At 47.4% G+C, this 11,524-nt stretch carries 13 protein-coding genes; 11 read left to right on the top strand and 2 right to left on the bottom strand.

Features of this window, described 5'->3' with window-relative positions; all coding sequences use genetic code 11:
* Positions 1-14 precede the first annotated feature (14 nt).
* The 8 genes from OSH01_RS01680 to OSH01_RS01645 all read left to right on the top strand — a co-directional run bounded on the left by OSH01_RS01680 (position 15) and on the right by OSH01_RS01645 (position 7,994).
* On the top strand, positions 15-992 hold the full coding sequence (locus OSH01_RS01680) for a DUF1852 domain-containing protein (RefSeq protein ID WP_266122313.1): 978 nt from the start codon (positions 15-17) through the stop codon (positions 990-992).
* 27 nt (positions 993-1,019) lie between these two features.
* The gene (locus tag OSH01_RS01675; protein ID WP_266122312.1) at positions 1,020-2,048 is read left to right on the top strand and encodes a methionine synthase; all 1,029 of its coding nucleotides are present in this window, start codon (positions 1,020-1,022) and stop codon (positions 2,046-2,048) included.
* Positions 2,049-2,309: 261 nt separating this feature from the next.
* Positions 2,310-3,080, top strand: coding sequence for a DeoR/GlpR family DNA-binding transcription regulator (locus tag OSH01_RS01670; RefSeq protein ID WP_266122311.1), 771 nt, complete (start codon positions 2,310-2,312; stop codon positions 3,078-3,080).
* Positions 3,077-4,147, top strand: coding sequence for an ABC transporter ATP-binding protein (locus OSH01_RS01665; protein WP_266122310.1), 1,071 nt, complete (start codon positions 3,077-3,079; stop codon positions 4,145-4,147). Before OSH01_RS01670 ends, OSH01_RS01665 begins: the two co-directional genes overlap by 4 nt.
* Positions 4,148-4,164: 17 nt before the next feature.
* Positions 4,165-5,427 (top strand): ABC transporter substrate-binding protein, encoded by a 1,263-nt coding sequence (locus OSH01_RS01660; protein WP_266122309.1) that lies wholly within the window; start codon positions 4,165-4,167, stop codon positions 5,425-5,427.
* 12 nt (positions 5,428-5,439) lie between these two features.
* Complete coding sequence (locus tag OSH01_RS01655) at positions 5,440-6,330, top strand: carbohydrate ABC transporter permease (protein WP_266122308.1); 891 nt, start codon at positions 5,440-5,442, stop codon at positions 6,328-6,330.
* Between the two features lie 5 nt (positions 6,331-6,335).
* Complete coding sequence (locus OSH01_RS01650) at positions 6,336-7,175, top strand: carbohydrate ABC transporter permease (RefSeq protein WP_266122307.1); 840 nt, start codon at positions 6,336-6,338, stop codon at positions 7,173-7,175.
* 9 nt (positions 7,176-7,184) lie between these two features.
* Positions 7,185-7,994, top strand: a complete 810-nt coding sequence (locus OSH01_RS01645) for a phosphodiesterase (protein WP_266122306.1) — start codon at positions 7,185-7,187, stop codon at positions 7,992-7,994.
* Between the two features lie 95 nt (positions 7,995-8,089).
* On the opposite strand, the gene OSH01_RS01640 is transcribed toward OSH01_RS01645, so the two are convergent.
* Complete coding sequence (locus OSH01_RS01640) at positions 8,090-8,755, bottom strand: hypothetical protein (protein ID WP_266122305.1); 666 nt, start codon at positions 8,753-8,755, stop codon at positions 8,090-8,092.
* A 120-nt stretch (positions 8,756-8,875) separates the two neighbouring features.
* Positions 8,876-9,346: a hypothetical protein gene (locus tag OSH01_RS01635; RefSeq protein ID WP_266122304.1), complete on the bottom strand. Its 471-nt coding sequence runs from the start codon at positions 9,344-9,346 to the stop codon at positions 8,876-8,878.
* Between the two features lie 277 nt (positions 9,347-9,623).
* Here OSH01_RS01635 and OSH01_RS01630 point away from each other — a divergent pair, with 277 nt between their 5' ends.
* From OSH01_RS01630 to OSH01_RS01620, 3 genes are all read left to right on the top strand, one after another.
* Positions 9,624-9,890: a hypothetical protein gene (locus tag OSH01_RS01630; protein WP_266122303.1), complete on the top strand. Its 267-nt coding sequence runs from the start codon at positions 9,624-9,626 to the stop codon at positions 9,888-9,890.
* A gap of 3 nt (positions 9,891-9,893) precedes the next feature.
* A complete protein-coding gene (locus OSH01_RS01625) occupies positions 9,894-10,343 on the top strand; it encodes a YaiI/YqxD family protein (protein WP_266122302.1) in 450 nt (149 codons plus the stop codon).
* 125 nt (positions 10,344-10,468) lie between these two features.
* A complete protein-coding gene (locus tag OSH01_RS01620) occupies positions 10,469-11,452 on the top strand; it encodes a D-2-hydroxyacid dehydrogenase family protein (protein WP_266122301.1) in 984 nt (327 codons plus the stop codon).
* Positions 11,453-11,524: the final 72 nt, after the last annotated feature.

Below are 11,524 nucleotides of genomic sequence, written 5' to 3'. Positions count from 1 at the left end.
GGTTTTAGATCACAATGAACAAAAAATTTGACTTCGTTGTTAAAAGTATTTCTTTCGACGAAAACTATCAACCCTCAGACAGCACACGCCTGACGACTAACTTTGCCAATTTGGCTAGAGGTGAGCATCGTCAAGAAAATTTGCGTAACACCTTAAGAATGATTAATAATCGGTTCAATGATTTGGCCAATTGGGATAATCCTAAGGGTGATCGTTACTCTGTTGAGCTGGAGATTGTCTCTATTGATATGGACGTTGAAGGGAAAGGTAATTCGTTTCCAATTATTGAGATATTAAAAACTAATATCATAGACCGGATAAGTGGAAGTAAAGCAGAAGGGATAGTCGGCAATAACTTTTCCTCTTATGTGCGTGACTATGATTTTAGTATTTTGCTGGCAGAGCATAATAAAAACAAAAATTCATTTAGCATGCCAGACGACTTTGGTGAGTTGCACGGAAAACTATTTAAGTGTTTTTTGAATTCCGATGCTTATAAAAATAACTTTAAAAAACTTCCAGTAATTTGCTTGAGTGTTTCTAGTAGTAAGGTTTATAGAAGAACCGGTAATCAACATCCTATATTGGGAGTTGAATACGAGCAGAATGAATTTTCATCTACTGATCAGTATTTTGAAAAAATGGGTTTAAGGGTGCGTTATTTTATGCCACCCAATAGCGTAGCACCTTTCGCATTTTACTTCTCTGGTGATTTGCTTAACGATTACACAAATCTAGAGCTGATTAGTACTATTAGTACAATGGAAACATTTCAAAAAATATACAGGCCAGAAATTTATAATGCTAATAGTGAGGCAGGTAGTAGTTTTCAGCCTAGCTTGAATAATCAAGATTTTTCATTAACTAGAATTGTTTACGATAGAGAAGAGCGTAGTCGTTTAGCTACTGAGCAGGGAAAATTTACTGAAGAGTATTTTATCAAACCCTATAAGGCCCTACTTGAGCAGTGGTCTGCTAATTACGCACTTTGATGCACAAAAAGTATAAGGTTATTTATTATGAAAAAATTATTACCCACATCGACAGCAGGCAGCTTACCTAAACCTTCCTGGCTCGCCGAACCAGAAAAACTCTGGTCACCTTGGAAGTTACAAGGGGAAGAGTTAATTGAGGGTAAACAGGATGCATTGCGTTTGGCCTTACAAGAGCAGCAGGTAGCAGGTATTGATATTGTGAGCGACGGTGAGCAAACACGTCAGCACTTTGTAACCACCTTTATTGAGCATCTAAGCGGTGTTGATTTCGAGCAGCGTGAGACAGTAAGAATTCGTGATCGTTATGATGCAAGCGTGCCGACGGTGGTCGGTGCTGTATCTCGTGAGCGACCCGTATTTGTTGAAGATGCCAAGTTTTTACGTTCGCAAACGAAGCAAGCTATTAAATGGGCCTTGCCGGGTCCTATGACGATGATCGATACGCTTTACGATAGTCACTATAAAAGTCGTGAGAAACTTGCTTGGGAATTTGCCAAAATACTGAATCAAGAAGCCAAAGAGTTAGAAGCGGCCGGTGTTGACATCATCCAGTTTGATGAGCCTGCATTTAATGTTTTTTTTGACGAGGTCAATGATTGGGGTGTAGCCACTTTAGAGCGGGCGATTGAAGGTCTTAAATGTGAAACTGCCATACATATTTGCTATGGTTACGGCATTAAAGCCAACACAGACTGGAAAAAGACGCTAGGGTCAGAGTGGCGTCAATATGAAGAGTCTTTTCCAAAACTACAGCAATCAAGCATTGATATTATCTCCTTAGAATGTCAGAACTCTCATGTTCCTATGGATCTCATTGAGTTAATTCGGGGTAAGAAAGTGATGGTAGGGGCGATTGACGTAGCGACCAACACCATCGAAACGCCTGAAGAAGTCGCCAATACTTTACGCAAAGCCTTAAAGTTTGTGGACGCCGATAAGCTGTACCCGGCCACTAACTGTGGCATGGCACCCTTACCTCGCGCGGTGGCACGTGGCAAGTTGAGCGCTTTGAGTGCGGGTGCTGAAATCGTCCGCCGTGAGTTAACACGCTAAGTGGCTATATAGCGTTGGTGGCGCGCTGCCAAGGGTAACTTAACCGCCCAAAGGTTTTGTCTGTTCGTTCCCTATGGCAGACAAGCGAGGTTATGAAAGACCAAGCTCGACATTCTGTTCGACTTGGTCTTTTTGCATTTAAGGCTCAGATAATGTTCATATGAACATTCTTGAGTAACGAAATATTCATATGAACGTCATGGATACTTAATATGCGTTTTTTACACTGCTCAGTATTCAAATGAAAACTGATGCTGTGTTATGAATCTTTCCGTTCGCCAAAGCAGTATTGTGGATTTACTGCGCCTCCAAGGCTTGATGTCGGTTGAGGCTCTAGCCACCTATTTTGGGGTTACGCCACAAACGATACGCCGCGACCTAAACCATTTATACGAAGCAGGTCTAGTGCGACGTCGTCACGGTGGAGCGGAACTCAATGTGCTTGAACATAACGTGTCTTTTCAGGCGCGTCGTATTACGCAACTCCATGCGAAAGCGCGCATCGGCATGGTGGTGGCCAGTTTAATACCCTCTGGTGCCAGTGTGTTATTGGGGTTTGGTACCACTCCTGAGCAGGTGGCCTTAGCCTTAGCCGATCATCAAGATCTTACCGTAGTCACCAACAACCTTAGTGCAGCCTTAGCGTTGGCACATAATATGAGTCATCGAGTGGTCTTGGCCGGTGGTCAATTGCGCCATCCTAACCCTGAAATACTCGGTGCTGACGCCGAGCGTTTGTTTAATAGTTTTAAAGCAGACTTTGGTGTGTCAGGGGTAGGAGGGCTAGATTCTGACGGCGCTTTACTTGACTTTGACATGGCCGAGTCTGATTGCCATAAAGCCCTAAGGGGCAATGCTAGACGCCAGATATTAGTTTTAGACCATACCAAATTTGGACGACGTGCACCGGTGCGTAGCGGCTCTTTAGAAGACGTTGATATTCTCGTTTGCGATCAAGCGATACCTGAGCCTTATCGTGAGCATATTCCGTCCAGTGTACAAGTTCTGATAGCTGACGAGGTGCTGTCATGAGCTCTACCGCGATTGAGCTACAGGGGATTTCGAAGTCTTGGGGTGAGCAAACCGTGCTTAAGCCTATGGACTTATCGATTGCCGAAGGAAAGTTAACGGCCTTGTTAGGACCCTCCGGATGCGGAAAATCCACCTTATTACGCATTATTGCAGGCTTAGAGGTGCCAGATCACGGACGTTTGCTGATTCATGGCCAAGATGCGACTGAGCAAGAACCCGCGCAGCGGGGCTTGAGTATGGTGTTTCAATCTTATGCTTTGTTTCCTCACCTTAGTGTCGCGGACAACATTCTCTTCGGTTTAAAGGTTCGTAGGGCTAGCGCTCAAGAGCAGCAGCAGCGCTTAGCAGAAGCGCTTGCGCTAACGAATCTTCAAGGCTTAGAGGCTCGTAAGCCAGGACAGTTGTCAGGAGGTCAACGGCAGCGGGTTGCTTTGGCGCGCAGCATTGTTTCAGGACATCGTATTTGTTTGATGGATGAACCTTTGTCTAACCTGGATGCCAAGTTGCGACACACCGTTCGTCATGAAATTCGGGCTTTGCAACAAAGGTTAGGTTTGACAGTGGTCTATGTGACACATGACCAAACTGAAGCTTTGGGTATGGCTGACCACGTGGTGTTACTGAATGCGGGCCGCATTGAGCAACAAGGTACTGCACAAGAATTGTACGGTGAACCGAATAGTGTCTTTACGGCTGGGTTTATTGGCAGTCCACCCATGATGATGATTCACAGTGATTTGGTTCCTTTAAGTCTGTGGCCTAGTCGCCAATGTTTTGAACGCCCGCATGAAATTCTGATTGGGATACGTCCAGAGAATTTACGCCTGCAAGAGGCGGGCGCAAAGCGTGTGAGCGCAACAGTCGTGCACCACGAGTATCAGGGGGCTGATGCTTACGTGTATGTGCGTTTGAAAAACAAGCAGACTCTGATAGTGCGGGCGCCGCATCACGTATGTATTCAGGCGGGGGCAACATATGGTTTAGCGTGGGATCCCGCACACGCTTTTTATTTCAATCAGGATAGCGGTGTGCGTCTTCAGGCGCCAGCTTCCGCTGTCGTTGTTTAACTACTGCGAGTTTACTCATGTTTAAGAACTATTTGATTGCTACTTCCAGCGCTTTATTGATGGGTATGGGCGCCAGCGCATACAGTGCAGTGGAACTGACGATGTATTATCCGATTTCCGTGGGCGGTCCACTTACGGAAGTGGTGGATGGCCTCATTAAGGATTTTCACGCTCAGAATCCGGATGTGAAAGTGAATGCGGTTTATTCGGGAAATTATGATGAAACCCGAGTCCGAGCGTTATCGGCCTTGCGTGCAGGCGAACCCGTGCAACTATCCGTATTGGGTGCTTTGGATACGCATGATTTAGTCGAGCAGGGCCTAGTAGAGGCTTTTAGCGACGTTGCACAAGATGCTGCTAGCCAAGAGTGGTTAAAAAGTTTTTACCCCGCTTTGATGGCAAACGGCACGTTGGAAGGCAAGGTATGGGGGATTCCGTTTCAACGTTCAACCATCGTTATGTTCTACAACAAAGACATGTTCCGCGAGGCTGGCCTAAACCCCGAGCAAGCGCCTAAAACATGGGATGAAATGGTGCAGACGGCAAAAACGCTCACTACAGATAAACGTCACGGCCTCATGATTCCCTCCACTGGTTACCCATATTGGATGTTTCAGGCTTTAGCCTTACAAAATGGCCATCAGTTGATGAACGAAGAGGGCACTGAGGTCTATTTAAATGACCCAAAATCTGTTGAAGCATTAGCGTTTTTTCAGGATTTGGCTAATAAACACAAGGTGAGCCCAAGTGGAACCATAGAGTGGGGCACTTTGCGTCAAGCTTTTGTGCAGGGACAAACGGCCATGATGTGGCATACAACAGGCAATCTGACTGCAGTTAAAAACGAAGCAGGCTTTGACTTCGGAGTTGCCATGTTGCCGGCCAAGGAAAAAGCTGCTTCGCCTACAGGTGGTGGTAACTTTTATCTGTTTAAAGGCGCGACGGCTGAGCAGCAGCGTGCAGCGCTCGACTTTGTTCGCTGGATGACCGCGCCTGAACGTGCCGCTCAATGGTCGATGGCGACAGGTTATGTGGGGGTAAGCCCAGCCGCATACGAGGAGCCCGCTTTGGTGGAGTATGCACAGTCTTTTTCCCAAGCTTTGGTAGCACGTGATCAACTCGCCCTAGCATATCCAGAGTTTGCTACGTATGAAACAGCGCGTGTACGCGAGTTACTTTCCAATGCAGTGCAGGCAGCCTTAACAAATGGCAAGACGCCGCAAGCGGCTTTGGATGAGGCTCAAGTAGCCGCTGAACGTTTATTGCGTCCGTTTAAATAAATAGGTGTATGTATGGCTCAGCCATTACGTGTGTTGCGTAAAGAGTGGGTGTTTGCATATTTATTGTTAACGCCGTTGTTTGTCTTATTAAGTGCGTTTGCAATCGTTCCTACGTTCTATACGTTTTGGTCTAGCCTTTATAGCAAGGGGACGGCTCGCCGTCCCGCGCAATTCATCGGTTTAGATAATTACGATGCTATGTTGGCGGACCCTACGTTTTGGCTGGTGCTTAAAAATAACCTTTGGTATGCCGCCATTGTTATTCCGGTATCAATGGCCTTGGCCTTGTTAATGGCGCTGTGGGCCAATCGCGCGATGAGTATGCGCGCTTGGGTACGTTGTGCTTACTTTACGCCAACGATGTTACCCATGATAGCGGCCGCTAATTTATGGTTATTTTTTTACACCCCCGATTTAGGCTTGCTGGATCAAATAACGGCTTTATTCGGTGTTGCCAGTATTAACTGGTTAGGTCAGCCCAACACAGCATTAGGTGCTGTGATGGTGGTCACGATTTGGAAAGAAGCGGGTTTTTTTATGATTTTTTATCTTGCCGCTTTGCAAACCATCCCTCCTGATCTACGCGATGCCGCACGCTTAGAAGGGGCAAGCCGTTGGCAGTATGGGCGCCGCGTATTATGGCCGCTATTAGCACCTACCACATTATTCATTTTGATTAACGCCTTAATTAATTCTGTTAAGTTGGTAGATCACCTTTTCATTCTTACTAAAGGTGGTCCCAACAATGCTTCTAAGTTGATGCTCTACTGGATCTGGGAGACTGCTTTTGCGTATATGGATACACCGAGTGCGGCCGTGCTGACTGTCGTGTTGTTATTGGGTCTGGGCTTGGTGGCTGCATTTCAATTTCGCTACGCTGAACGGCGTGTGCATTACCAATGATAGTCATGGATACTGTATCGACTACTTCGTCGCGCCGCTCAATCTCTTTGCCTTCCTTAGACAGTCTAGGTGCACATGTTCTAGCCCTGCTTTGGATTGCCCCGTTACTGTACGCGTGTTGGGCCGCCTTTCGTCACCCATCGGATGCATTGAGTTTTGATTGGACAGTGGGTTGGACTTTTGCCAACTTTAGTGCCGCGTGGGAGCGAGCGCCTTGGTTGCGTTACATCGCTAATACGACACTGTTAGTAGCAACAATCTTGATTGGACAGTTTGTTCTTTGCACGTTGGCGGCTTATGCCTTTGCACGCTTTCGCTTCTGGGGAAGCCAAGTATTGTTCATGGTGCTGTTATTGCAATTGTTTATTTTGCCTGAAGTGCTGATTGTAGAAAATTACCGTGTGGTCGCCTTGTTAGGGTGGACTGATACGGTGTGGGGCATGGGGGTGCCTTATATGGCCAGCGCCTTTGGCGTGTTCTTGTTGCGTCAAGCCTTTAAGCAGGTACCACGAGAGCTAGATGACGCCGCACGCCTAGAGGGATGTAGCCGTCTTGGTGTGTTGTGGCGCGTGTATGTACCGCTCGTTAAGCCCGTGTATTTAGCGTATGCGCTGGTTTCTGTTTCTACGCACTGGAATAACTTTCTTTGGCCACTGGTGATTAGTAGCTCCGATCAGACCCGTCCATTAACCGTTGGTCTATCACTTTTCGGGGCGCCAGAAAGCGGTGTGAGTATTTCACTGATTAGTGCCGCAACATTGATGACCATTTTGCCGTTACTACTTGGGTTCTTGCTGTTTCAAAAACAGTTTATGCAAGCGTTTCTGCGTGCAGGGTTACGTTAAGGAGTTGCCATGAAGATTATTCAAATTTCAGACTTGCATATTACGCCAGCAGATCATTTGCTGTTCGGTTCGGATCCGCTACGTCGTTTGCAGCAATGTGTGCAGCATATTAATCGTCATCATGCCGACGCGGACCTGTGCGTGCTGACAGGAGATCTCACCCATGCTGGGCACCCCTTAGCCTACGAGCGTTTGCACGCTGGACTGCAAGACTTGATTCCTCCAGTGCGTTTGATGATGGGAAACCACGATAACCGGGCCGCATTCCGTCGTGTTTTTGCCCAGGAGCGCACTGAGCTATCGGATTTTGTGCAATATGCCGAAACAGTCCAAGACTGGCGCCTTATTTATCTAGACACCTTACAAGATGGTTTTACGAATGGTTATCTCTGTGAGCTAAGGCTTAGCTGGTTGCAAAACGAGTTAGCCCGACACTCGGGGCCGGTGATGATTTTCTCGCATCACCCATTCCCTAACTTGCAGTATCCGGCCATGGATTGGTTGCGCTTAAGTAATGCAAGTCAGATATTACCTATGTTGAAAGCCCATCCTGCACCGCTGCATTTATTTGCAGGCCATGTGCATCGTTGTGCGTCAGGTATCTGGAACGGTCTTCCCTTTGTGACAGTCAGTGGGACGAATCATCAACATGAGTTAGATTTGGCGCATGAAGGTGCAGCCACCTCTACTTTCGAACCGGCTAGCTACGCAGTAATTTTGCCTAACGCCGAAGGATTAACCGTGCATTTCCAGCCCTTTGACTACCTTGAACTGCGTTTCCCCTACACCGGTGATTTGGGACAGTTGCGATGCATGTAATGGGGGCGCATGTTTTGCTTATTAGCTGCCTCATGTCGAAGTGGCTCAGCTGGCAGTAGTAGGCATGCTAGCGTTTTCTATTTAGCGTTTCTGCCTTACCTGAGCTGTATGCCGATCCAAGCGCCATATATGAACAGTGGAATAAAACCAAAGCTCGAAGCGACTGAAATAGTGAATAGGACCCCTCGGCCTTTAAAATGTATCTCTATCATGGAGCCTAGTACCGTGGTAATCAGGATGCCAAGCCAGCCTATGAGGGTGCTAAAAAAAAGTAATCCCATCATGAACAAGAAGCCTGGCCATACGCGCAACTCGTCCAGGTTAAAGGTGGGGTTCAAGGCAGGAAAACTATTGAGTAATAGGATGAGGGCAAAACCACTAAGCACGAGAGTTTGCAACATCGGTACACGAATGAGCAGCAACAAATAAGCAGCGAGAATCAGTTTACCCAGCAACAGTAGTATTTTCACTGGCTCGTGTTGAAGCAGTTGCCAGGGTAAAGACCAGGCGGCTTGATCAGATTGCCCCAGAATAATGGGTGCTAGCGTGATGATGAACACCACCAGAGCAAAGGCTTGGAAAAGGGGCAACAGCACCATATAAATAATCAACGTGGAGTCTGTTGGCGTACGGTTCCTATTGATGGCAGGCGCGATAACGAGTAGCGGACTTAGGCTAAGAGCAAGATATAGCAAAGTGGCTAAATAGGTTTGCCAATGGGCTAAAGTCCCCATGCCTGATTTGACGGCTTCCCAAAACATACTTATCCCAACAAGAAATCAATATTTTGAAGCACTCCGAGGGAAAGCAGCAAGGAATAATGGTGGGCTTGATGAGTGTTGCAACGCATTGTCAGCGTTGCTGCTTGATAAAAGTCGCTTCTAGCGGCGTCTGCCTTTCATGAAATCATCAAAGTAGTTGTCGTTGGGCATGCCGGGAGGTTTACCGTTACTATAGGTGCCAGATTCAAAAATACGTTGATGGCGCGCGTGCTTACTCGGGTTTCTGGGATCGTTGCTGACTGTAAAGTTGAAGTTGCCGTTAGACGTAGTGACTGAACTACCATCGCTTTTGCGCTCGGTCACTTTGAAGTCATTCGAGATATTGGAGTCCTTGCCAAAAATAGTCCCCATTTTCTTTTCGGGGCTTGCAGGGGAAAGCTGTGGCGTAGGCTCAATGCGAGTAGCCGGCGGTAGATTTTTGAACTTAAAACGCTTATCAAGCTGCGTTGCTTCGCCCTGACCAGCAGGAGGGTCGCAATTTTTGCAAGGTTTAAGAGAGTCAGCGTAAGCTAGATTACCTAGCTGTAAACTAATTATAGTGAGGCCAGTTGTTATCCAGGGATGATTCATTGTCTGCCCTCACGGATGCATTGTTGACAAGGTTTTGAACGATTTTTAGTGTACTGTTCGCTCAAGAAAAACGCTAGTCAAAGTTATGCTGTAGTTGGCTAAATGAATACTCCTTCTACTAAGCAGCATTAAACATCGTAAAAGAATCGTTTGAGCAAACAAATAAGTAGACATTTACGCTGGTATTGCGCAGTATGCATCCCATGCTGGCACATGTTTTGGGCATGCGTAGCCTACTTTTTCCAAGTGGGCATGCCAAGCTTTTAATGAATTCTCTATGAAACGTACTGATCTTGAAAAAAACCAAGCCCTGAAGCTCATGGGTAAGATGAAAGCGGCAACCCCTCCTACTCGATTTGCAGGCGAAGCGGTCGTGCCAGATAGACGTGAGCAAAGGCGCTTAGATCAAGCAGCAGGCCTAGTCGCTTACCCCGTTAAGCTGACGCGTCCCGTTATTGATGCCTTAAATGCCCGCGCCGCCGCCCAAGGGATGACTACAAACGAGTTGATCAATGGCTTATTAAGCCAGTCTTTGGAGCTGTAGCCTGTGCATATTTGGGTGGATGCTGACGCCTGTCCGGTGGTGATCAAGGAGATTCTTTACCGTGCTGCACAGCGTTGGGAGCGCCACTTAACCTTGGTGGCAAATCAGATGTTGCGCACTCCACCTTCTCCGTGGTTACATGCTGTACAGGTACCGCGTGGGTTTGATGTCGCGGATGACTATATTGTTCAGCATGCCAAGGCAGGCGATTTAGTGATTACCGGCGATATCGCCTTAGCCGCGCAGCTTTTAGCAGGCCAAGCTTTAGTGCTAACACCTCGTGGCGAGCGCCTGGATGCGGGGTCAATCGGAGAGCGCTTAGCCATGCGGGATATGTTGGAAGAGTTGCGTGGTGCAGGCATAGAAACGGGAGGGCCGCCTCCATTAAATCAAACGGATAGGCGTGATTTTGCCAATGCCTTAGATCGATTAATGGTGGCGTTAACGCGCTAAAACGTCACTCGGTTTACTTAGCTGCATGGTGCTTGTATGTTATGCGGCTTTTTTGTGGTCGGTTACCGCAACGTGTGCTAACGCGCTAAACACTCTATTCTTTTCCTACTTTATTAGGTGACATTGTGGGTATCTCTAACGTCTCTGAGCATATAGTCATACTTGATGACTGGGAACAAGCGCTGGCTAGGTTGTTGCCTAAGGAATACTTGCGCAGCAAAGCGAAACTGAGTATCTATCACCATCATTTAGAGGGTGATGCGTTAGCCACCGCGCTACGGCCAGCAACAATTTTAATTTTAACGCGCGAGCGTTGCGCTATACCGAATACCTTGCTGGATCAATGTGCTGGCTTACGGCACATTATATTCACGGGACAGCGTAACAGCTTACTGGACGTCGAGCATGCTAAAAGCCGAGGTATTACGGTTAGTAATACAGGCGGCGGGCCAGGTAAAGCCTCTACCTGTGAATTAACTTGGGCACTGATTCTAAATGCATGTAAGCGCCTAGCGGAGCGTCGTCTCGATAGGAATCAACGAGCTTGGCGCTCAGGCGAAGCTGAGGTTTTACCTCCCATATTGTCTGGCAAAACTTTGGGGTTGATAGGGCTCGGTGAAATTGGTCAACGCGTAGCAGCCGTAGGGCAGGCTTTTGGGATGCGTACCCTCACTTGGAGTCCTAACATGACCGCTGCCCGCGCAGAACCGCATGGTGTGTTGGCAGTGAGTTTAGAGGAACTCTTGAGTCAGTCGGATGTGGTGAGTTTGCACTTGGTACCTTCAGCAGCGACGCACAAGTTAATGAACGCAGAGCGACTCGCATTGATGAAGCCTGATAGCTTATTAGTAAACACGTCACGCGCTGCTTTAGTGGATGAGCAGGCTTTGCTCGAAGCTTTGCAGCAAGGTCGGCCTGGGCTGGCCGCATTAGATGTTTATATGGCTGAGCCTATTGATGATACGCATCCCTTATTACAACAACCCAATGCATGGTTAAGTCCGCATTTGGGGTTTGTCGTGGAACCTGTTTTCTCCCAGTTCGCTCACGATTTGTCAGAGAGTTTGCGTGCAATTTTTGAAGGCAAGCCCGTGCCCCGCAAGCTTTAGGCAACAGGCCCGGCCAGCGTTATTATTAAAGGTTTAATAGCTGAGGAATAACAGTACTTTTCGTCTTTGTAC

Origin of the sequence: Alcaligenes endophyticus, assembly GCF_026344035.1 — a bacterium.
Classification (GTDB): domain Bacteria; phylum Pseudomonadota; class Gammaproteobacteria; order Burkholderiales; family Burkholderiaceae_B; genus Alcaligenes; species Alcaligenes endophyticus.
This window is presented reverse-complemented; position numbering and strand designations above follow the sequence as displayed.

What these genes read in the sequence shown, in the direction of transcription:
- OSH01_RS01630 (WP_266122303.1), top strand. Translation starts at nt 9,624, where the DNA reads ATGAAACGTACTGATCTTGAAAAAAACCAAGCCCTGAAGCTCATGGGT.
- OSH01_RS01670 (WP_266122311.1), top strand. Translation starts at nt 2,310, where the DNA reads ATGAATCTTTCCGTTCGCCAAAGCAGTATTGTGGATTTACTGCGCCTC.
- OSH01_RS01660 (WP_266122309.1), top strand. Translation starts at nt 4,165, where the DNA reads ATGTTTAAGAACTATTTGATTGCTACTTCCAGCGCTTTATTGATGGGT.
- OSH01_RS01640 (WP_266122305.1), bottom strand. Translation starts at nt 8,755, where the DNA reads ATGTTTTGGGAAGCCGTCAAATCAGGCATGGGGACTTTAGCCCATTGG.
- OSH01_RS01675 (WP_266122312.1), top strand. Translation starts at nt 1,020, where the DNA reads ATGAAAAAATTATTACCCACATCGACAGCAGGCAGCTTACCTAAACCT.
- OSH01_RS01655 (WP_266122308.1), top strand. Translation starts at nt 5,440, where the DNA reads ATGGCTCAGCCATTACGTGTGTTGCGTAAAGAGTGGGTGTTTGCATAT.
- OSH01_RS01645 (WP_266122306.1), top strand. Translation starts at nt 7,185, where the DNA reads ATGAAGATTATTCAAATTTCAGACTTGCATATTACGCCAGCAGATCAT.
- OSH01_RS01665 (WP_266122310.1), top strand. Translation starts at nt 3,077, where the DNA reads ATGAGCTCTACCGCGATTGAGCTACAGGGGATTTCGAAGTCTTGGGGT.
- OSH01_RS01650 (WP_266122307.1), top strand. Translation starts at nt 6,336, where the DNA reads ATGGATACTGTATCGACTACTTCGTCGCGCCGCTCAATCTCTTTGCCT.
- OSH01_RS01680 (WP_266122313.1), top strand. Translation starts at nt 15, where the DNA reads ATGAACAAAAAATTTGACTTCGTTGTTAAAAGTATTTCTTTCGACGAA.
- OSH01_RS01635 (WP_266122304.1), bottom strand. Translation starts at nt 9,346, where the DNA reads ATGAATCATCCCTGGATAACAACTGGCCTCACTATAATTAGTTTACAG.